Source organism: Ornatilinea apprima (genome assembly GCF_001306115.1).
GTDB lineage: Bacteria > Chloroflexota > Anaerolineae > Anaerolineales > Anaerolineaceae > Ornatilinea > Ornatilinea apprima.
Window position 1 is genome coordinate 18,277 of the sequence record NZ_LGCL01000021.1, and the last position, 20,621, is coordinate 38,897.

General features: G+C 55.3%; 19 protein-coding genes. 3 read left to right on the top strand and 16 right to left on the bottom strand.

Translation table 11 applies throughout. The features are described from left to right. Window positions 1-27: 27 nt before the first annotated feature. The 7 genes from chrA to ADN00_RS08115 all read right to left on the bottom strand — a co-directional run bounded on the left by chrA (window position 28) and on the right by ADN00_RS08115 (window position 6,636). Entirely contained in the window at window positions 28-1,188 is a 1,161-nt protein-coding gene (gene chrA, locus ADN00_RS08085) for a chromate efflux transporter (RefSeq protein WP_075062464.1), read from the bottom strand. A gap of 9 nt (window positions 1,189-1,197) precedes the next feature. Beyond that, window positions 1,198-1,542, bottom strand: coding sequence for a (2Fe-2S) ferredoxin domain-containing protein (locus ADN00_RS08090; protein WP_075062465.1), 345 nt, complete (start codon window positions 1,540-1,542; stop codon window positions 1,198-1,200). Between the two features lie 149 nt (window positions 1,543-1,691). Continuing rightward, window positions 1,692-2,747, bottom strand: coding sequence for an aspartate-semialdehyde dehydrogenase (asd, locus tag ADN00_RS08095; protein WP_075062466.1), 1,056 nt, complete (start codon window positions 2,745-2,747; stop codon window positions 1,692-1,694). Window positions 2,748-2,764: 17 nt separating this feature from the next. Beyond that, window positions 2,765-4,180 carry an aspartate kinase gene (locus ADN00_RS08100; RefSeq protein ID WP_075062467.1) on the bottom strand — a complete coding sequence of 472 codons (1,416 nt, stop codon included), beginning with the start codon at window positions 4,178-4,180 and terminating at the stop codon, window positions 2,765-2,767. Between the two features lie 77 nt (window positions 4,181-4,257). Next, complete coding sequence (locus ADN00_RS08105) at window positions 4,258-5,100, bottom strand: DegV family protein (protein WP_075062468.1); 843 nt, start codon at window positions 5,098-5,100, stop codon at window positions 4,258-4,260. Window positions 5,101-5,208: 108 nt separating this feature from the next. Beyond that, on the bottom strand, window positions 5,209-5,991 hold the full coding sequence (locus ADN00_RS08110; RefSeq protein ID WP_075062469.1) for an esterase family protein: 783 nt from the start codon (window positions 5,989-5,991) through the stop codon (window positions 5,209-5,211). A gap of 144 nt (window positions 5,992-6,135) precedes the next feature. Next, window positions 6,136-6,636, bottom strand: coding sequence for an FKBP-type peptidyl-prolyl cis-trans isomerase (locus ADN00_RS08115; protein ID WP_201781167.1), 501 nt, complete (start codon window positions 6,634-6,636; stop codon window positions 6,136-6,138). Between the two features lie 162 nt (window positions 6,637-6,798). Here ADN00_RS08115 and ADN00_RS08120 point away from each other — a divergent pair, with 162 nt between their 5' ends. Next, window positions 6,799-7,521 carry a histidine phosphatase family protein gene (locus tag ADN00_RS08120; protein ID WP_075062471.1) on the top strand — a complete coding sequence of 241 codons (723 nt, stop codon included), beginning with the start codon at window positions 6,799-6,801 and terminating at the stop codon, window positions 7,519-7,521. 64 nt (window positions 7,522-7,585) lie between these two features. Here the strand turns inward: ADN00_RS08120 and ADN00_RS08125 are convergent, their stop codons facing one another. Genes ADN00_RS08125 through ADN00_RS08150 form a run of 6 tightly spaced genes read right to left on the bottom strand, consistent with a single transcriptional unit; the run spans window position 7,586 to window position 12,376 of the window. Beyond that, window positions 7,586-8,275, bottom strand: a complete 690-nt coding sequence (locus ADN00_RS08125) for a hypothetical protein (protein ID WP_075062472.1) — start codon at window positions 8,273-8,275, stop codon at window positions 7,586-7,588. 31 nt (window positions 8,276-8,306) lie between these two features. After that, window positions 8,307-9,365 carry a hypothetical protein gene (locus ADN00_RS08130; RefSeq protein ID WP_075062473.1) on the bottom strand — a complete coding sequence of 353 codons (1,059 nt, stop codon included), beginning with the start codon at window positions 9,363-9,365 and terminating at the stop codon, window positions 8,307-8,309. Window positions 9,366-9,372: 7 nt separating this feature from the next. Further along, complete coding sequence (locus tag ADN00_RS08135) at window positions 9,373-9,603, bottom strand: hypothetical protein (protein ID WP_075062474.1); 231 nt, start codon at window positions 9,601-9,603, stop codon at window positions 9,373-9,375. A 24-nt stretch (window positions 9,604-9,627) separates the two neighbouring features. Further along, the gene (locus tag ADN00_RS08140) at window positions 9,628-9,846 is read right to left on the bottom strand and encodes a hypothetical protein (RefSeq protein WP_075062475.1); all 219 of its coding nucleotides are present in this window, start codon (window positions 9,844-9,846) and stop codon (window positions 9,628-9,630) included. A gap of 22 nt (window positions 9,847-9,868) precedes the next feature. After that, window positions 9,869-11,011: a cell division protein FtsZ gene (gene ftsZ, locus ADN00_RS08145; protein ID WP_160317490.1), complete on the bottom strand. Its 1,143-nt coding sequence runs from the start codon at window positions 11,009-11,011 to the stop codon at window positions 9,869-9,871. Window positions 11,012-11,020: 9 nt separating this feature from the next. After that, window positions 11,021-12,376: a hypothetical protein gene (locus ADN00_RS08150; protein ID WP_075062476.1), complete on the bottom strand. Its 1,356-nt coding sequence runs from the start codon at window positions 12,374-12,376 to the stop codon at window positions 11,021-11,023. Window positions 12,377-12,487: 111 nt separating this feature from the next. On the opposite strand from ADN00_RS08150, the gene ADN00_RS08155 reads away from it, so the two are divergent. After that, window positions 12,488-13,378, top strand: a complete 891-nt coding sequence (locus ADN00_RS08155) for an SDR family oxidoreductase (RefSeq protein WP_075062477.1) — start codon at window positions 12,488-12,490, stop codon at window positions 13,376-13,378. A gap of 43 nt (window positions 13,379-13,421) precedes the next feature. Further along, entirely contained in the window at window positions 13,422-14,852 is a 1,431-nt protein-coding gene (locus ADN00_RS08160) for a DUF3536 domain-containing protein (RefSeq protein ID WP_075062478.1), read from the top strand. Between the two features lies 1 nt (window position 14,853). Here ADN00_RS08160 and ADN00_RS08165 read toward each other — a convergent pair whose 3' ends face one another. The 3 genes from ADN00_RS08165 to ADN00_RS08175 all read right to left on the bottom strand — a co-directional run bounded on the left by ADN00_RS08165 (window position 14,854) and on the right by ADN00_RS08175 (window position 20,589). Next, entirely contained in the window at window positions 14,854-18,321 is a 3,468-nt protein-coding gene (locus tag ADN00_RS08165; protein ID WP_075062479.1) for an alpha-amylase family glycosyl hydrolase, read from the bottom strand. A 236-nt stretch (window positions 18,322-18,557) separates the two neighbouring features. Further along, window positions 18,558-19,418 (bottom strand): AlkZ-related protein, encoded by an 861-nt coding sequence (locus tag ADN00_RS08170; protein WP_075062480.1) that lies wholly within the window; start codon window positions 19,416-19,418, stop codon window positions 18,558-18,560. A gap of 13 nt (window positions 19,419-19,431) precedes the next feature. Then, the gene (locus ADN00_RS08175) at window positions 19,432-20,589 is read right to left on the bottom strand and encodes a thiolase domain-containing protein (protein WP_075062481.1); all 1,158 of its coding nucleotides are present in this window, start codon (window positions 20,587-20,589) and stop codon (window positions 19,432-19,434) included. Window positions 20,590-20,621: the final 32 nt, after the last annotated feature.

A 20,621-nucleotide genomic window follows, 5' to 3' on the forward strand; every position in this document is an offset into this window, starting at 1 on the left:
CTTATTGGACCAGGGGGAGATTGCCGCTCAACCCAAAGATGTTAGCAGCCATCCGGCCAGTCCGCCAGCCAGGATTAACCAGGTCGCGTTCACTTTCCATTTCACCAGGAAGAGGGCTGCAATGGCCAGGATGAACCCCGCGGGCAAGTTTGGCAGGGAGGTTGGTACGAGTGTCAAGATAACTGCGGCCATTAAGCCCAGCGAAGCAGCATTAAGTCCGTCGAGAAGGGAAGATGTCCAGGGCGAGCTTCTCAGAACTGGAACAAGGGGATTGACCACCCAAACTAAAAGGACTGCCGGTAGAAAAAATGCCAGGGTTGCCAGCAGTGCACCGGGAATGCCGTCCATCAAGAAGCCAATAAAGGTGGCGGCGGTGGAAAGCGGGCCGGGGGTTACCTGACCGACAGCCACCGCGTCCAGGAGCTGCTGGTCGGTGATCCAGCCCAAGCGCTGGACAAAGTCGGAATGTAGAAAAGCCAGCAAAACGTATCCGCTACCGTAGAGAACCGCCCCTATTTTCAGAAAAGTAAAAAAAAGCGTCTGAGGCGTGTAAGGTATTTTACTGGCGAGTGAGACGGCAGGCAGAAACGAATCCGGAAGGGCGGCCAGCCAGATAGATGAAGCCGCTTTTCTCCAGTTGCGGTACAACATGAATCCGATTCCACCCACAGCGAGCAGAACAAGCTCGTTGATTCCCAATAAGTACAAGGTCATCACAGCAAGACCGATGGCTGTTAACTTCCAATTGTTCAGAATTTTTGGCGCAAAGGAGAGGAACGCATTGAAAATAATGGCAATCACAACTGGTTTGATGCCATAGAGCACACCGTTTATTTGCGGAAGCGCGCCGAACTGAACATACAACCAGGCGAACAGCATGGTCATCATCATGGAAGGGAATATAAAGCCTGCTCCGGCCAGGAGCGACCCAGGTATGCCGGCGCGCAGGTAGCCGATGTGCATGGCCATTTCTGTGGAATTTGGCCCCGGAATGAGGTTGGTGATACTCAACAAATCCAGAAACTGCCGGTCGTCTGCCCATTTTCGGCGGCGGACAAATTCATCTTGCATAATACCGATATGTGCTGCCGGTCCGCCAAAAGCGGTCAGGCCTAACCAGAGGAATGCGGAGGCTATCTCTGCCCAATGGGCGGGCGCAACCTTTACGGGAAAAAGATTCTTGCTCATGCCGGGTGATTAATGGTCTCCGGCGGGTTTGCTTTTGCGAAAGATATATTCTTCCACCGGCTGGTCGTGGAGGATGTGTTGATTGAAAATTTGAGCCAGAACCTGGGGAGTTACCCGCTCATACCAGATGCCGTCCGGGTGAACCACCATCACCGGGCCGTTGATACAGCGGTCCAGGCAGCCAGAGAGGGCGCATTTCACCTGGCGAGGTGCGTCAAAAGAATCCAGGCCGTGCTCCTGAATCAGGCTGGTGAGCTGGGCGTAAATATCTCTCGACACGGAAGAGTCGATACAACTGCCGTTGGAGCAGATGAAAATCTTGCGCTTTGGATAGCCGGTGTTTTGATCAGACAAATTTGTCTCCTTGTATGAGGATGCGCCGATTAGGGCTTGAATCAATCGCCTGGTTTGAACCAACGAAACGGAGGTGTGTTTCCTCTGCCACAAGTCAAACCAGGCGATGCTTTTCTTATCGTGTTTTCATGATTATCGCGGCTCTGGTGCTACTTTACAAACCCGGTTTTCACCAGGAGTTCTGCGTTCATCAAGGAACCGCCTGCGGCTCCACGAATGGTGTTGTGTGAAAGCACAACCATTTTGATGTCCAGCAAGGGATCAACACGCACTCGGCCAACGGTGGTGGTCATGCCGTCACCTCTCATGCGGTCCAGGCGCGGTTGGGGACGGTTGGGCTCGTCCATTACAACAATCGGCGGCTGGGGAGCGGATGGCAGCCCCTGACAAAGTTCGGGAAGCTGGTAGGCGCGCAAGGCCTGGATGACCTCATCGGGAGAGGTTTTCTTCTCCAATTCCATGGATAAGCAAACCAGATGACCATCGACAACCGGCACGCGGTTCACCTGAGCGGAAACGCGAAAATCGGCCAGGGCAATTTGATCTCCCTGCACTTTTCCAAGCATTTTGCGCGGTTCCCACTCAATTTTTTCTTCTTCGCCGCCGATATAGGGCACAACATTGTCCAGAATATCCATTGAGGCCACGCCGGGGTACCCCGCGCCAGAGATAGCCTGCAAGGTGGTAACAAAGACACGTTTCACGCCAAACTGGTCAAGAATGGGTCGCAGGGCGATGGTCATGCCGGTGCTGGAGCAGTTGGGGTTGGTGGTGATGAAGCCGTCCCAGCCGCGGTTTTTGCGCTGGGCGGGAATCAGGTGGATGTGCTCGGCGTTGATCTCAGGCAGCAAAATGGGCACGTCTGGCTCTCGGCGGTAGGCCGCTGCGTTGGAGCAGACCGCCATGCCGGCACGGGCAAATTCAGGCTCGATGTCTTTGGCTGAAGAAGCAGGAAGAGCAGAGAAAGCGATTTTCGCCTGAATACCGGTGGGGTGGGTAGGCAGAACGGGCATGCTGCGCGCCCAATCGGGCATGGGGGTTGAGAGCAGCCAGTTGCAGGCTTCCTGGTAGGTTTTTCCTTCAGAACGCTCGGAGGCGGTCAGCGCGACGACTTCAAACCAGGGGTGCTGGTCGAGCAGTTGGACAAATCGCTGGCCAACACTGCCAGTAGCCGCCAGGACAACAACAGGGATTTTTGATGCCATGAAAATTCCTCCAGAGGTTATGCGATGAGCGAGTGCAGGGTAACGACAGCGCGCTTGATCTCTTCTTCGGTTACCATCAGACTGATGGAGACTTCGGATGAACCCTGCGCGATGGCGATGACGTTAACTTGATTGCTGCCTAAGGCGCTGAAGACCTTTCCAGCGACGCCCGGCGTGGAACTCATGCCCGCGCCGACGACGGTAATGGTGCCCACATTGTGGGTGGCCCAGATGCGGTCAATATCTCTGCGCTCAATTTCGCGAGCAAATGTGTTTTGCAAGGCGGCAACCACTTCGTCGGCAGACTCGGCGGGAACGGCAAAGCAAATGGACTGCTCGGAAGAGGCCTGCGAGATGAGCGGAACACTGATCCCCGTGGCAGCTACAGTGCCAAAGGTGCGCGCCGCAACACCAGGCACACCCAGCATGCCGCGCCCATCAACCGTGATCAGGCGCAAGCCTTTGATTGCGGTAACCGCTTTGATGACTTTGCCTGAGTCGGTTTGCATATCGCGCACAATTTCGGTGCCGGGGTTGGCAGGATTAAAGGTGTTGAGCACTCGCAGCCCTACACCCGCTTCCACAACCGGGCGAATGGTCAGCGGATGTAAGACTTTCGCACCATAATAAGCCAACTCGGCCACTTCGCGGTAGGAAAGGGTGGGGATGGTGTGCGCGTCGGGCACCAAGCGCGGATCGGCAGTCATGACGCCGTCAACGTCGGTCCAGATCCAGACTTCTTGTGAGGGGAGGAGCGCGCCCACCAGCGCGGCGGAGTAATCGGACCCGCCGCGTCCGAGGGTGGTGATGATGCCATCTTCGGTGGCAGCTATAAAACCGGTAACCACAGCGATGGCACCTTCATCGAGGATCGGGTTCAACACCGCGCGCATTTTTTCCCGTGAAGCTTCCATGATGGGGTGAGCAGATTGAAACTGACGGTCGGTTACGATCAATTGAGATGCTTCAACAAACTGGGCCGGCTGCCCGGCAGACTCGGTAGCAGCGGCCAGAAGGCGCACCGACATGCGTTCTCCCAGGGCAGCTACCGCGTCCAGCGCGCGCGGAGAAGCCTCTCCTAAAACAGAGATGGCGTGGCAAAGATTGGAAAACTCGCTGATCAGGTGATTAATTTCTTGTTTCACCTGGTCGCGGCGGGCCAGATTGGTGATGAGCTGGTCGGCAATTTCAAAATGCTTTTGGCGCAGGTTAAAAACTGCCTGGGTGTAGGTTTGCGTGTCACCATTAACGGCCTGGCTGGCACTGTCGAGCAGCAGGTTGGTTACCCCAGATAAGGCCGAGGTTACCAGGATAACTTTTGACCAGGATTTACGCGCCTCTAAAGCGATTTGAACGACCTGGGCCATGGCGTCTGCGCTTCCAACGGAAGTGCCGCCAAATTTCATCACGAGGGTTTCTTGATTGGATTGCATTGGACAGGACTTTCTTTAACGTTCGATTTCTTTCTCAAGAATCCATAACTACGAAGGATTCTACTTATAAGGCGGGGTTATTCCGGACAGAAGAAACTGGCAGCTATCACACCAGGGCCAACGTGCACGACAATCGAGGCGCACTGCTCATAGACGGGAACATCGGGAATGCCCAATTTTTGAGAAAATTCTGCTGCGTATTGGCGGGCTACTTCTTCTGCGTCTGAGTGGATGACGCACAGGTATGAGTCGGGGGTGGGCGGGCATTCCTCAAGCACCAATTCTTTGAAGCGGCTGATGGCGCGCTTTTTAGTGCGCTGTGATTCGACCGGCGTGTTGACTCCGTTCTCCATGGTGAGAATGGGTTTTAATTGCAGCAAGCCGCCCAGTAAGGCCTGGGCGTTGCCAATGCGGCCGCCCTTGGCCAGGTATTCCAGGGTGTCGACTACAAAGTAGATGCGCTCGCGCTTGCGCCAGCTTTCTAGGCGGGTTTTGATGGTTTCTACATCCAGGCCCTGTTTGGACCATTGAGACGCCAGGATCAACAGGCGGCCCAATCCTCCAGCAATCAGACGGGTATCCATGATGTGAATATCGGGGGAGTTGAATTCTTGCGCGGCCAACTGCGCACTGCGGAAGGTGCCGCTGGTGTCGGCAGAAGGGCACAATACCAACACCTGGTCGCCCGCGTTCAGCGCCTGCTGGTAGACCGGGGTGTAAAGACTGGGTGGGGGTGCGGCGGTTTTAGGCAGATCGCGCGAGGACCTCAACAAGCGCAGGAATGTGGCTGTATCCAGCTCGGTGTCGTCTCGATAAGATTTGCTGCCAAAATTGATGATCTGCGGCATGATGGTAATGCCGTGTTCTGCGCTGATTTTGGGAGGGAGGACGCTTGTGGTATCGCCAACGATTCGGAGCATAGAAAACCTTCTTGAAAATTATGCTAATTATATGGGGATTTGATGATCCGTCTAGCCGAAATTGACCGCGCCCGTGAAAAAACAGAATTGCGGCGCCTTACCGTAGTTCTATGTTGGGTTGTTCATTTCGCCGGTATTTTCCGATGAGGCAATAGCCGCGAGGATGGGTTTTAGATAATAAGGGAGCTGTTTTCTCCACCACGACCAGTCGTGGTCCGCTTCAAAGCCCCAGAAGTCCACACGGCAAGAAATGTCTTTTTCTTGAAGGACGCGTTTAAGGGCATGGGCGTTGGCCACCATCTGGCGTTCCCACATGCCCTGCCCGGTGCACACCACCAGATGAGACTGGCGGTACAGGTCCAGATACCAGATATCGGTTAAGCGCGGCAGATAGTGCAAGGGCGAATTGTAGTAAATGGTTTCATCGACAAAGTTATCGGTGAAGCGCTGCAAATCGAAGAATCCGCTGAGGCAGATAAATCCGGCAAACAGGTCTGGCCGGCGAAAGAAGAAATTAGCGGCGTGGTAGCCGCCCATGTCGCAGCCGGTGAGCAAGATTTTGACCTGGTCCGTGGACTGCCGGTGGATAAACGGAACCACTTCTTCAAAAATGTAAGTGGCGTACTGCTCATGCAGCCGGGCGCGTTCAGCCGGTTCAAGGCTGGTATTCAACCATGATTGGTGATCAAAACTATCGACAGTGAAGCAGGTGAGATTGCCCGCCTCGATCTGGTCCTCGACAGCGGCGATCATGCCAAAATTTTCAAAATCATAGAATCGACCGCCCAGGGTAGGGAATGCCAGCAAGGCCACCCCTTTCGAACCGTATACTTTGATTTCCATATCCTGATTGAGGTTTTCACTGAACCAGCGGTGATATGAAATGTTCATTACCCCGTCCTTCTCCTTATCGGTCTATTGGCCGTCTTTTTTTCCATTATACTTGTTTCAAGCGATAATCCAATACAGCACAGGCCGATATGAAAGACACCCCGGCCGGCGGGGTGTCTGTGGTCTTAGATCGGTGTGTGCGGTCTAGTGTTCGTGCCCGGCGTCGTGTACGTGCCCGTGTTCCAGTTCTTCCGCAGTGGCGGCTCGCAGTTCCAGGATGGTTACATGGAATTGCAGAGTTTCACCGGCCAACGGGTCGTTGAAGTCTAACACGACAACGTCGTCGGTTACATCCAAAATTGTGGCTTCGTGAAGTTCGTTTTCTTCGTCGCGCACTTCCAGTTCCATGCCCGGTTCTGGTGTGAAATCATTCGGAAATTCGCTGCGAGGCACTTCAATGACCGCGTCATCGTCGTACTCTCCGTAGCCGTCTTCCGGTGAAACTGTGACAGAAACGCTATCACCCACTTTAAGGCCGTACAGCTCGCGTTCCAATCCGGGGACAATATTCTCATGCCCTTGCAGAAAATCAATCGGACCGTTTTCTTGCGAGGAATCGATTAATTCACCATCGACCAGTAGTTCGTAGTCCATGGTAACGACCACATCATTTTCAATAACGGTGGGTACGGATTTGTTATTCAATTCAAGTCTCCATTCTCGTATACGCCAATTTCTGAGCTTGATTCTATCATGAATGCAGCGTGATCGGGGAAGCTTTTCTTTTGAGTTTGCGAGGGAAAAATTGGGGTACTGGCGGCTCTGGGTGCTGGTAAAATTAGAAGTTCATGTTCAAAGGAGCCAACCATGCAAGTTTATTTCATCCGTCACGCGCAATCCTCCAATAACGCCTTATGGGTTAACACCGGAAGCAGCCTGGGCCGGAGCGAAGATCCAGAACTGACCGATCTGGGCTGGAGACAGGCCAGGATCGTCGCCGATTTTGTCAACTCTACTCCAGGCGGGGCAGTTCAAGACCCGGCGGATATTCAAAACCTGAACGGTCTAGAGATAACCCACCTGTATTCGAGCTTGATGACCCGTGCGTTGAGCACAGCGCATTGCATTGCTGAAGAAATTGGCCTGCCGGTGCGCGGGTGGGTTGATTTGCATGAATGCGGCGGCATTTACCTGGATGATGAGATCAGCGGCGAGCGTGTGGGCCTGGCCGGGAAGACCGCGAAAGCCCTGGCAGAGCGGTTTCCGCTGCTTCAACTGCCCGATGGGCTGCCAGAAAGTGGCTGGTGGAGCCGTCCGTATGAAAACCAGGAGTTGTGGTATGGTCGGGCGCGGCGAGTTTATGAGCAGCTTATGCGCTTGCACGGTGATGGAGATGACCGGGTAGCATTGGTCAGCCACGGGTGTTTCTTCCGTTATTTTTTGTGCGCCGTGTTTGGGTTGGAGGACAGCGATGGCCTTTGGTTTGAGGTCAACAATGCGGCGATTTCGCGGCTGGAGATCACCCCCGACAGCCGCAGAATTTTTTATTTGAACCGGGTGGACTTCTTACCTCGCGAGATGATTTCTTAACTCCCCAAATTGAAAGCGGCGCTGAGAGAGCGCCGCTTTCTTTCAACTGTGTCAGATCATTTTTTTAAGGAATGGAAATGACTTCACAAAACGGGGCTGGGCTGGCCTGCAGCAGCTGGTCTCCAATGCCGGTGAATTGGGCGGCGGGGAGATCGGTTTTCAATCCGCCGCTGAGCAGCAATTCCCAGGGAAGGCTGGTTTGCGGTCTTTCTACGTTTGGAACAGTCAGAAAAGCGCAGATGGACTGCGGCAAGCTGGTGGATGAGAGCGCTTCCGTGTTGGTCAGGCCGCGTTCCAACCAATTCCGAAGAATCGTCGCGGCAGACTCGTTGATCAGGATGGTGCCGTTCCAATTGACATTCATTTGTTTGAGCGCGCTGGAAAAGCGGGGGTCTACTGCGCCGTCTTGCGAAATGTTGAACTGGGATGCCAATCCATAGGTGTCGGCCGCGTGTGGATTGTAAATTTCCTTGAAGGTGAGGTTTGACCGGTCGCCAAAGCTGATGAATACCCCCCAAACGGCGGCTAATTGCGGCTGGCTGCTGCCGTCTTCCGATACAGCGACAACAACCCACTTCTGATCTTCTCTGATAATGGGCTGGCTCTCTGGTGTGGTGTTGAGCGGCACGGGCGTTATATGAACCGCCTGAGGCACCGGTTTTAGCAGAGGCATGATCTGGCTGGAGAGCAGCATTCCCGGCAAGGCGCAAGCGGCGAAAAAAACGGCGAGAACCATGTTGCGAAATCGGATCATTTTTGAGTTATCCTTCCATTTGCATGGACTTCTATGGAACGGCAGTTGTCAGCCATTCCTCGGGAGCGTTTTGAAAGATTAATTGGCGCAGAACCTGGATGAGCTTGTCGGCGTGGCTCAAATTATAGATCAGCGCTCCATTTGAGCCTGCCTGACTAGCCGCGGTGGATGGGATATCGATAAATACGGCGCCCATATACAATTGAGAGCGCAAAAGCTTGCAGGCGTTTTCAATCCAGGCAATCGGGTCGGCGGTAGAAATCGGGGTGGCAAGGCGGGTGATCCACAACAATCCGGATGAGTGATCGTGGGCCAACATGATGCGGCGCACCTCTTCATAATAGCGCAGGGTTGTTTGGCCGCTTTGAACGGGGTCGAGCGGATCACCGGCAGTGGATTGGTATTGCAGGCTGAGGACAGGCATGCTGGCTTGAATGCCGCTCTGATAAAGCCCAGTCAAAAAGTCCAGTGCGTCTATGTCCAGACCGTGACGGTTTGCCGGGTCGGTGATCTGTAATCCGGCCGCGACCAGAAATACTTTCCCTTGTGTAGATTGGCTGATGGACTGACTCAGGCTGCTGAAGAGGCGGGTGTAAGCGGCTGGGTCTGGCAGCGCGCCCCAACCGGCAAGAGTGTTGGCGCCCGGAAAGACTTCGATGGCTTGCAGCACCCCGGGGTAGCGGTCGCAAAGCTCGCGGAGCAGCGCTTCCGTCAGCTGCGGTTCGGGACCATAAGCGGTTTGTGCCCAGGGCGGGGCGTTAACCAACCTGAGCAGTACGGGCAACTGGTTCTCTGCGGCCAGATTCATCAGCGCGTCCATTGAGTCGAGTGCCAACGGATGACGCGCTTCTGGTTGAATGGCCGACCAATCAAAGTCAATGGCCACCCAATCCGGTTTCAGTTGTTGGGCGTAATTTTGAAACGTGGAGAAGTTCGCGTTGTTCGCCATCGGACCGGCGGCCGAAAGAGTAATCCCGTAGCCAAATTCGGGATTTCCGGGCTCACCGCGGGCAGCATCCACGGTGGTTGCCGGGAAGGCCGCCAGCAGCAGGGCGAGAGCAAGCGCGAGATAAACGACTTTACGGGTCATGGTTCCTTTATTTCATACCCCATTGCAGCAGGATGAGCAGCGCGCCTAAGACAGCTCCGGTAAAAAAGCCGGCGGCACCAACCCAGGCAAAAGTCAAAATAAGTTTTTCTGGTGGTTGTTGGTGGAAGAGATGGTAGAAGTGATAAACAAAATAGCGAACCAGGCGGGACTGGCTGAGTGATTGGGTAACCAGGTCCCAAAAGGCGATTTCAAATTGCTGGGTAAGGCGAACGTTCATTCAGACTCCTTTTTACCATTTAGACTACCGCGAAGTGGTTGTTTTGAGGACTTTACCGTTAGAAGATACCAGCACGCGGACGGTGCGCGGAATGGAATGACCATCGGATGTTTTTGCCACTGCGGAAAAGACCAGCAAGACCTGTTCATTGGGCTGAGACTTGACCGTGGGCTTTTTTCCATTCACCTCAGGAAAGCGGCGGTAAATTTGTTCGCAGATTTTGTCGAGGAGTTGTTTTTCCATGTCTGTTTTCTCGCGGCGCGAATTAATGCATGCGGCGGCGCATGAAAGCGGGGATGTCCAGGTCTGATTGGGCAGCGGCCAGCTGCATTTCTGGTACGGGTGTTTTCGCCGGACGGCTGCTGGGGAATACACTGGCTGCCGGACTGGCGGCGGCCCGTTGGGTCACTTGCGCGGGAACGTTTTCTACCGCGGTGGCGCCCAGGCCGGTGATGACCAGGATCACCTGGCAGCGGTCGTGCAGGTTCTCGTCGCTCATCACGCCGGGGATGATCTCAATGGCTGCGCCCGCCATTTCTTGCAGGTGGCAGAGCGCTTCAGAAACTTCGATGAAAGAGAGGTCGTTTGCGCCTGAGAAGTTGGCAATGATGCCGCTGGCGTTTTCCACGGGGATGGAATCGAGAATGGGATGGTGAAGCGCCTGATGAACTGCTTTCAAGGCTTTATTTTCTCCCTGTCCATAGCCAATCGAGAGGATGGCACCGCCGCCATTGCGCATGAGGTTCTGGATATGTGAGAAATCCACATTAATCACACCAGTTTGGGTGATCAGCTCGGTGATGCCCTGAATTCCCTGGCGGAGAATATCATCGGCAAGGCGAAAAGCCAATTCCAGGGTCAGGTCGCGCGGGGCAACCTGCAAGAGGCGGTCATTGGGGACTGTGATGAGGGTATCGGTGTGCGGGCGAAGCATGTTGAGACCATTGCGGGCATTGGTCTGCCGGCGGCCAACCTCAAACCCGAAGGGAGTGGTTACCACGGCGATGGTTACCGCGCCCAGGGAGCGGGCGACACGCGCGGCCACGGAAATTGAACCGGTGCCGGTTCCGCCGCCCATCCCGGCGGTAAGGAACACCATATCCGCGCCAGTCATGGCTTCTTTCAACTCGCGCACACTCTCTTCAGCCGCCGCCGCGCCAATCTCAGGGTTTCCGCCCGCGCCCAGTCCGCGAGTGAGGGATGGGCCGAGCTGGATTTTTCGCGGGGCGAGGGATCGGCTGAGCGCCTGCGCGTCGGTGTTGGCGGCGATAAAATCCACGCCAGTCAGACCCAGCTCTATCATGCGGTTGATGGCGTTGGAACCTCCACCGCCCAGACCAATGACTTTCAGGACGGGCTGGCGGGCGACAAGCGGTGTTCGTTCAACAGGATTTGTAGACATGGTCATAGTCATGGTTCACCTCTCTGCCAGAATCGTTGCAATAGTTGTGCCATCTCCCTGAATACGCTCGACCTGACAGCCGGTTGAGCGCAGTTGGTTTAAGACCTTTTCAGGAAAGACATCTTCATTGCCGATGACAGTTACTTTGCAAGCCAAAACAGCTTCTTTGAGTGAAAATCCGATGGTGGCTTTGTGTTTGCGGACAAACGGTTTAATCACTTCCAGGTGCCATTCGGCGATGCCCCATTCCTGAACCGGCAGGAGCAGGTAATGTTGGATCGGCCGGCGCTGTACAGTTTTTTCTTCTTTGACGAAAAATTCTTGCTGCATCCAGGCGGGTGTTTCGTCTGCCGGGGTAGGGGCAGCCGTGGTGATGTTCTGGCACAGATGGGCGGCTGGCAGCGGCTCACCTTGGGTTGAGAACCAGGTGTCAGACGCGAATTCTCCCCCGGGCTCATCTGCCAGCAGCCAGAAGTTGCACGCGATGATGGATTCTGGCAGGGGATCGAGCTTGATGTCTGTATCGGCGGGGTCAACAGCTGGCAGCCCCAACAGGTTTTTTAACAGTTCCTGCTGAACCAGCGAAGTTTCCACGGCGGCGGCAGATGAGGAAGTAACACCCTTCGCGCCGGCTTGCAGCAGCAGGGTGGGCGTCTCTTTGCCGGTAACTGCCCGTGCAATGGTTTGCACCCAATCGAAGTTGTGGTAACCAAGCTGATCTTCCTCGTTGGGAGTGGATTGATAGGGCTTCGCGGCCGGCCAGCGTTCCGGCCCGCCAGCGCCCCAATTGAGGTGGCGGTCGTGCGTCCAGGCATAGGCGGTTAAAACGAGGTGATCTAACTGCTCAACCTGGCGCCGGCGCTGCAGCGATTCCAGTAAGGAACGCAGGAATGCAGTATCCCAATAACTGCCGCCCGGCGTCAGCGGCGGTAAGACTGGCTGCAGACCTTCCTGGAGGGCCAGGTTGGCGGCCGGCAGGTAGCGGTCCAAGAACCGTTCAACCAGGTCTTCTTGAACCCAGGCGGAGGTGTTCCAAGCGGCGCGATTGTTGGGCTGGTCTGCCAGGATGATATAGCGCGCGCCCCAATGGGCGTAAGCAGTGAATAGGGGCTTGATTTCCTCCAAAGCCGGTGGCTTCTGCAGGTCCATGGGAGAAAAGATGACAGGTTGGATGCCGCTTGAGAGTAGCCCCCGCAGAAAAGTTTCGGGCACTGCCCGGTTGAGGGTCGCTTGCAAAACCAGCCAGGAGGCATTGAGTGATTGGAGGCGGGGCAGCCATTCGCACAGGTCAAATTCACGGTAGTGGTTCTGATCCTGGAAGTAGTGAAAACCAATTCGGCTGGAAGAAGTGGGATGGATTTGTTCACTCATATTCGGTCAACTTTCTGGAGTTATTGGGTGCCAGTGAATTAACAATCTCTAATGTAGCAAGATGCATGCCAAAACAACGCGAAAAGTTCACCTCTGCTATAATTTGTCCGTATGATTCTTGTAACCGGCGGGACCGGGTTTGTGGGGCGATCTCTTGTGCGGCATCTGGTGGCTTCAGGGCGGCCAGTGCGAATATTGCTGCGCCCATCGGCGGAATCTCCCAATTTACCGCGCGGCCTGTCTGTGGAAGTGGCCGTGTGCGGTTTGTCGGATGAGCGCGGTCTGCGGGCCGCGATGAAAGATGTTGACACCGTGTTCCACCTGGCAACCGCAGAGCACAAGGGTGGGAAGGCAGACCTGAACGGCGTGGATGTGGAGGGCACCGAACATCTTGCGCGGGCAGCTCAGCAGGCTGGCGTGGAGCGCCTTTTTTACCTGAGCCATCTGGGCGCAGACCGCCTGTCGGCGTATCCTGTGTTTCGAGCCAAGGCGCTGGCTGAGAGTACTATTCAGCAGAGCGGCGTTCCCTACACCATTTTCCGCAGCGGTTTGCTGGTGGGTGAAGGCGATCACTTCACCACCGCGATGCTGCGCCTGATCAAAGCCTCTCCATTTTTCCTCTTTGTCCCAGAAGACGGGGAAACGGTGATCCAGCCTTTATGGGTGGAAGACCTGGTGGTGTGCCTTGAACTGGCGCTTAGCGATGAGAGTCTGGTGGGCCAGACCCTTTCTGTTGGGGGATCGGAGTATTTGAGCTTTCGAGAAGTGATGGAAAAGATTCTTGGAAAAATTGGCAAGCGGCGCGGTTTTATCTCTGCGTCACCGGCTTATTTGCGCCTGCTTGGTTTATTTTGGGACCAAATTGCTCCAAAGCAATCGATTTCTTATTATTGGCTGGATTATCTGGCGGCAGACCGTACCTGCGCCGTGGACACACTGCCGCGCTTGTTTGGACTGATGCCCGCCAGATTTACGCAATTATTAGGTTATTTGCAAAAATGACGATATTATTAGTATATACGGATGATAAGGAGCAGCTTTTCGCATGACAGGGAAAAAAGCGGTTTGCATTCATGGACATTTTTACCAGCCGCCAAGAGAAGACCCATTGACCGGAGAAATTCCGCTAGAGCGGGGCGCTGCGCCTTTTGAAAACTGGAATGAAAAGATTTATGCCCATTGTTACGAGCCGAATGCCGCTGAAGGCAATTTTGGTCGGGTCAGTTTTAATATTGGGCCAACACTGAACCTCTGGCTTGAGGAGAAGCACCCCGAATTTTTTACGCCGGTAATCCAGGCCGATCAGGAGAATGTTCGCCGTAATGGGGTGGGGAACGCCATTGCCCAGGCCTATAACCACACGATCCTGCCGTTGGCTTCTGATTATGATAAAGTGACCCAGGTGCGGTGGGGAATCGATGAGTTTGAATGCCGTTTTGGCCGCAAGCCGCAGGGGATGTGGCTGCCGGAGACCGGCGCGGACTTGAAATCGCTGCAGGTGCTGGCCGACCACGGATTGGAGTTTACGATTTTAGCTCCCTGGCAAGCCGACAGCGAGAACCTGGACGTCAGCAAACCGTATTGGGTTCAGCTGCCTGACGGCAAGCGCTTTACCGTGTTTTTCTATGACGCAGAACTGAGCATGCGGGTGAGTTTTGATCCGGGCGCCACACGCAACGCGGATGGGTTCGCCATTAATTATGTGCAGCCTCGGTTTTTCAACGGCCCGGAAAAATCTCAGAAAGACCAGCTGTACATGATCGCGTCAGATGGCGAGCTGTACGGTCACCACCAGCGCTTCCGTGACAAATTTCTCCAGTATCTGACGAGCGAGTCGTTTGATAACCTGGGCATCGAAGTAACCTACCCGGCTTTGTGGCTTAAAAATCATCCGGCGGTGGATGAAATTCGCATTCGAGAAAACACATCGTGGAGCTGCCATCACGGGGTGATGCGCTGGAAGGGTGTCTGCGGGTGTGCCGCTCACGGTGATTGGAAGGCTTATTTGCGGAATGCGTTTGACGCGCTTTCGGTGGAATTGGATGATCTTTACACCAGCGCGTTGGCGCCTTATACGCAAGACGCCTGGGAACTGCGCCACCGGTATTCGCGGGTGCTGTGTCAGAAACAGAGCCTGGACGACTTTGTCCGCGCTGAATTGGGGGGCGGGCTGACACAAGTGGAAAGCGAGCGAATTCATCTGCTGCTGCGGGCGCAATATGAACGGCAGCGCATGTACACTTCTTGTGGGTGGTTCTTTGACGATTTTGACCGGATTGAGCCGGCCAATAATGTGGCGTATGCGGCCCAGGCCATCTGGCTGACGTACCAGGCCACGCAGGTGGATTTAAGTGAAAAAGCGCGCGGTTATCTGCGCGCGGTTCAAAGCTGGCGCACCGGGCTGCGCGCCGACGTGGTTTTTGATGAACGCCTGCAACGCGCCCGGTCGGGCAGCCCTATTTCTGAAAAAGCCTGATTTACTCGCCCGCCTGTTCCAAAGCATCGATCAGACCGGCCACCTGATAGCCGGATTGATCTTTCGCGTCCAGTAGCTGCTGGATGAACTGGCTGGTTTTCACCATTTCTTCCACAAACCGGTTGGCATCCACCTGCGGATTGGCGGCATTCTGGATGGCTTTCAGCACCAGCAGCCACCAGCACCATTCCTCATAGGCTTCTTTATTGAACCATAATACTTCTTTGAATCGGTTGACGTCCAGGAAGCGCCGGATGTCTTCTTCGGCCAGCCAGGCTTTCACCGCCTGCGCGGCGGTTTGATCGGCTGGGTCCAGCTTCCAACCGCTCAATAAGATCAGTAAACGCACACGCGCCACCATGGCCCAGGCAGCGGATTCCTCTTCACCCATCTGCTGGTAGGCGGAGGCCAGCATTTTGCCAAATTGCCACTCATCGAAGCGGCTCAGGCACAGTGTGGTATTGGGCAATTGGGGGTTCAGGTCGGCCAAATGGTTGACAAACAGCCAGCCAAAGAGAATTTTCCAATATTTCTCATCCTTCAGCCGGGTTTGCACCAGCTTAAGCGCAGCCTGGTATTTCTTCGCGCCGGGCAGGGGGTAGAGGGCTTCTAGTTTTTCGAGGGAGAGAATGACTTCCATCTCGCGCGCCAGTTGATCCAATGATTCAGGGTAGCCGTTGAATTCACTTGTGTGGGTTTGAATGCCTTTCAGCAGTCCGCTTTGTTTTTCAACAGCTTCATTGATGAGCGCCAACCGGTTCTCTTCCTCAAATTCGGCAGCGCGCTGATCAAGCAGGTATTGTAGGTAGGCCGGGTGGGCAATTTCGCGATAAGGGATTTGCACCGCTTTGAGCAGCATGGACTGCAGAGCTTCTTCGATGCTGGGGACTCCGCGCCCGTTAAGAAACTCGCAAAGGTGGCGGTACGACTGCGCCGCGTCGTCTTGCACTTCCGAAATATCCATGAAGACCAGGTATTTGTACCCATCCAATTCCAGGTAGAGGCCGTTCTGCGCCAGTTCCTGCGAGGGGCGGATATATTCGAGGTGATGGGGTGAGTCACGCAGGATGACATAGCGGTCGGCCTGGGGATGGAGATTGAGACCTTCTACCAGACTGCGCTGCACGAGGCGGCGCTGGTCGGATCCGTCTTGTTTGATGGATACCGCCGCCGAGAGGCGAATCCAACCCTGGGTGCTGTTGAAGCTGTTGTTATACACCACCAGGCTGCGGGAATCGCCCAATCCATTCGTGTAGGCATACACATTCTCGTTGACCCCGCCGCCGGTGGTGAAAAAGTCAAACAGATTGAAATTTACCACATCGGCGAACTGCGCCCGGCGGTGCAAGATGGGGAAGATTTCGCGCTGATGGCGGTCTACCAGGTATTCTTTGACGGGTTCGTTCCAGTAATCGCGCTTAAATTCCATGCCGTACTTTTCGGCATAGCCTTCGATCTGCCCGTGTCCGAACATGGGCAGGCCCGGCAGGGTGGACATCAGCGCGCAGATTCCGAAGTACTTGTCGCCGTCACCGAACTGGTCAATGGCAGTACGCTCATCGGGGTTGTTCATAAAGTTGACGTAGCGGCGCAAGATCTGCGGATCAAATTCCAGGGTGTTCTTAATCAACTGGCGGTATTCGGCGTTCTTTTCGTCACGCAGCATGTTCATAAAGGCGCTGTTATACACGCGGTGCATGCCCAAAGTGCGCACAAAGTAACCTTCCATCAGCCAAAAGGCTTCGGCCAGCAGGAGTGTGTCGGGGGTTTCTACGGCTACCCGATCTACCACTTCGCGCCAGAATTCCTGCGGGAAAGCCTGGTCAAACTGCTCTTTGGTGAGGCCGTACTCAGCGCGGGAGGGGATATCTCCACCAGAGCCGGGCTCGGGGAACCACAGGCGCTGATAATGCTTTTTCGCCAGGGTCATGGCGGCGTCGAAGCGGATGATAGGGAATTTGCGGGCGACGTGCAAAATGGTCTGGATGACGGCTTCGCGCACGGCCGGAATGAGATAATTTAGCTGGGCAGTGTCGTTCCAGGGCATGCTGGTGCCGTCATTGCCGTGGTAGATGAAGTGGTGGCGTCCGGTATGGTTTTCGATGAGCCTGAACACAACCGCGGCGTCGGTGCGGTTGAAATAATGGTCCTCAAGCTGGATGGTTACGCGGTCATCCGAAGAGAGATTCGGCCCGTTGAAAGAGTAGGAAGGGAAGGGGCTGTAATCGAGCTGAACAAACCACTCAGGGTGTTCGGCGACCCAGTTGGAGTCGATGCCCATGTGGTTGGGAACCATATCACTGGCCAGACGGATGCCGCGCTGCCAGGCGCGGTCGCGCAAGTTCTGGTATGCCTCTTCACCGCCCAGATCGTAGGCAATTTCGTAGTTTTTCAAGGAGTAGGCTGATGCGATGGCTTCGGGGTTGCCGCACATGCGCTTGATACTGGCGGAAGCGTGGCTGCGCTCCCACAAGCCGATCAGCCACAATCCGGTGAAGCCGGCGCGCGCCAGACGGTCCAGTTCTTCATCGGGTACCTGGTCGAGGCGGTTGATATCTTCTTTATACTGGCGAGAAAGCTGGCTGAGCCAGACGTAGGTGTTTTTTGCCAGCATCACCAGGCGGGGCATCCACTCGCGGTCGGGGCTGAAGCGCTCAGCGTCTTCCAGCATGGATAGATCGTAGATGGGCACCGGCACTTCTCCGGGGCCAAAAAAGCGCATTTTCTCTTCCTCACGGATGAGGTCCAAACTGGAGAGCAGCCGGTAGAGGTATTTGCCCAAGAAAACGGACCAGCGCTCACGGATGTATTCAAGCTGGCCGGGAAGCGAATGGGGCACGGCAATCGCGGGGATGCGAAGAAGTTGGATGAGGTGCTGGTTTTCTGGGCCAAAGGCTGGCTGGGTGTTGAAGAAATCGCTGGCGCTTTCCATCACCTGGCGGTAGGCGGTGTTTAAGGAGAGGTCGCTGTCGTCAAACAGTTCCAGGTAAGGTGAAATGGCCGGGTTGCGGTTGGTGACCCACAACATGATCATTTCTTCCAGGACGATTTCGCGATTGGGCACACCATCGGTTTCGCCTTCCAGGTAGGCTTTGGGGGTGATCTGGCGCTGGTAGACGGCCACCGCGGGGAATTCGGAGGCAAAATAAAGCAGCACGCGGTCCAATTGTTCGGCGCCCACGGCGCTCTCAATGAACAACAACGCCTGGCGCATGGCCTGTGGGTTCTTCTGCTGGCGGTACAATGCGATGACGAAATGTAATATCTCATCGATCAGCCCCATGGCGTTGATGTTCCCGGCTTTGACAGCGGTTTCAGGGTAATTCACCAGGTCGCGTTTCTGGTTCATTTTTTGGGTGAACTTACGCACGGCGTGAAAATTGGCAAAAATTACATTGCCATTCAGTTCAAATAAGGATTGATCAAACTCATACCGGTCACGAGCCTGGCGCGAAATATGAAACTCCATTTTGCTGTCTCCTGGTGGTTAAAAAGTGTGCAGGTGCTAGCCAATGAAAAGACTTAACGAACAAATGTATTTTGATTATAGTATATCCCCCTTTGAATCGAGTAATCGCTGCAAGATGGTCATTTGCAGCTTTCAGCAAGAAATCCAGCAGTGGGTAACGTTCCTATACTGCCGGGTTCAATTGTGCCGCAGATGGCATGGAAAGGAAAGGGGACAGTGTTTTTTGCAGCCCGCTCTCATTCGACCAGCGCGGGCAAAGCCAGCCATTCACCTTTTTCGGTCGGATGGGAACAAGCGATCAGTTCTGGATCGGTGGCTGCCAGGCGTTGAAGGGCGCGGGCGGCGTCTGCCGGGCTCCAGCGGAAAAGGTGCACCAGGTCTCTGGCGCGGAGGGCTCCCACGGAATGCAGGTAGACGGCTGCCAGGGTTTGCTGGGCTTCCAATTCCGAGATGTAGCGGGCCTGCTCCTGAAGCTCGGGGTGATAACGCGGGACAATGTCATAGATGAAGGCGTAATTCCAGCCGCCAACCCGGCTTACGCCAACCGGTAGGATTTTGAATTCCTTCTGCAGGTCATCCAGCGAGCGGGAAAAGCGCGCGCTGCTGGTCTCGCTGGAGAGACGGGCCGCGCGGCGCAGTGAGAGAGTGTCGAGCGGGCCTTCGTGTAGCAGGGCTTCATAAATGGATTTGGCTTCAAAGGTCATTACGCCTTGCTGGTATTGGTCCAGGTAGTCGTGTTCGGGATCGCCGTAATTAGGGGACAGCGCGTAGAAGGAAGGGAGTAGATTCAGGGCGATCATGGCGTTGCGGCGGCGAATGACACGCCCGTAAAACCAGACGCGCTTATCCAAGAGGTCATCTTTCCAGCCCCAGGTTACATGCCCGGGGTCATCGTGGTTGTCAGGCACCGGGCGGTCTCCCACGGTGGCATTCCAGATGCTGGGCAGGATGGTGCCTTGATTAGGCCAGAAGAAGACAAAACCGCGCTGGTTGACAAATTCGAGCGCGTCTTGGGCGGAGTGGAGGCGCGCTTCTGGCCGGAGGCGGAAAGTCTCTTCGCGGTGGGCTTGCAGTTGCCGGAGGGAAATGACGGGCATGGCTGGCTCTGAATCAAGATTCGCGCTGCAGAATGTGGGTGATGATATTGGAGCCGCTGCCACCGATGTTTTGGGTCATGCCAAAACGGGCGTTTTCTATCTGGGTGGGGCCGGCTTCGCCGCGCAATTGGATAACAGTTTCTGCAAGCTGGTACATGCCCGTCGCGCCAACCGGGTGGCCGCGGCCTTTCAGGCCGCCCATGGTGGCAATTGGTATGCGCCCGGTGGGCGTGATTTCATTCTCCAGCGCAAGGCGCACGCCCTGGCCGCGCTCCGCGAAGCCGCAGGCTTCCAGGGACAACGTGGCCATGATGGTGAAGGCGTCGTGGACTTCAAAGAAATTAATTTGTTCAGGGCCAATACCGGCTTGCTGATAAGCCTGTTTGGCCGATTTTTCCGCTGCGCTCAGCCAGAGCGGATCGCGGCGGTCATGCACAGCGAGCGCGTCGGTCGCGGCGCCTGAACCGGCCACGCGGATCACCGGGCGGTTGATGCGGCGCGCCATTTCGGCCGGCACAATGACCAGAGCGGCGGCGCCATCGCCCATGGGAGAGGCGTCCATCACGCTGATTGGCTCACAGATCATGGGTGATTTTTGATAGGTGGAAAAGGAAATGGCTTTGCGAAAGCGCGCGTTGGGGTTGTGAACGGCGTTGGCATGCGCGTTGATGGAGAAATTGGCAAAGTCGTCATGCTTCCATTGGTATTCGTACATATAGCGCTGCATCACCAGAGCGTTGAGGGCAACAAATGAAATGCCTATCTCACCTTCCCAATCGGCATCGGCGGCGGTGGCCAGTTCGGCGGTGATTTCGGCGCCGGGTGAATCGGTCATCTTTTCCACGCCAATTGCCAACGCTGAATCGACTTCTCCGGAAGCGACTGCCATGATAGCGGAACGAAAAGTGGCCGCGCCCGAACTGCAGGCGGCTTCCACGCGCACGGCTTCGGTGTAGCGCAAGCCAATCCAATCGGCGATGTAAGCGCCAAGGTGTTGCTGGTGGTTGGCAGACCCGGACATCATATTGCCCACAAATACCGCTTCCACACCGGATACACCGGCATCATGGATGGCGGCCAATGCCGCATCTCCAGCCAGCACACGCAGCGAAGAATCCCAGTGCTCGTCAATTTTCGTCTGCCCGATTCCAATCACAGCCACTTCACGCATGGTCAACCTCTTTGAAAGAAGATTTAGCTGAA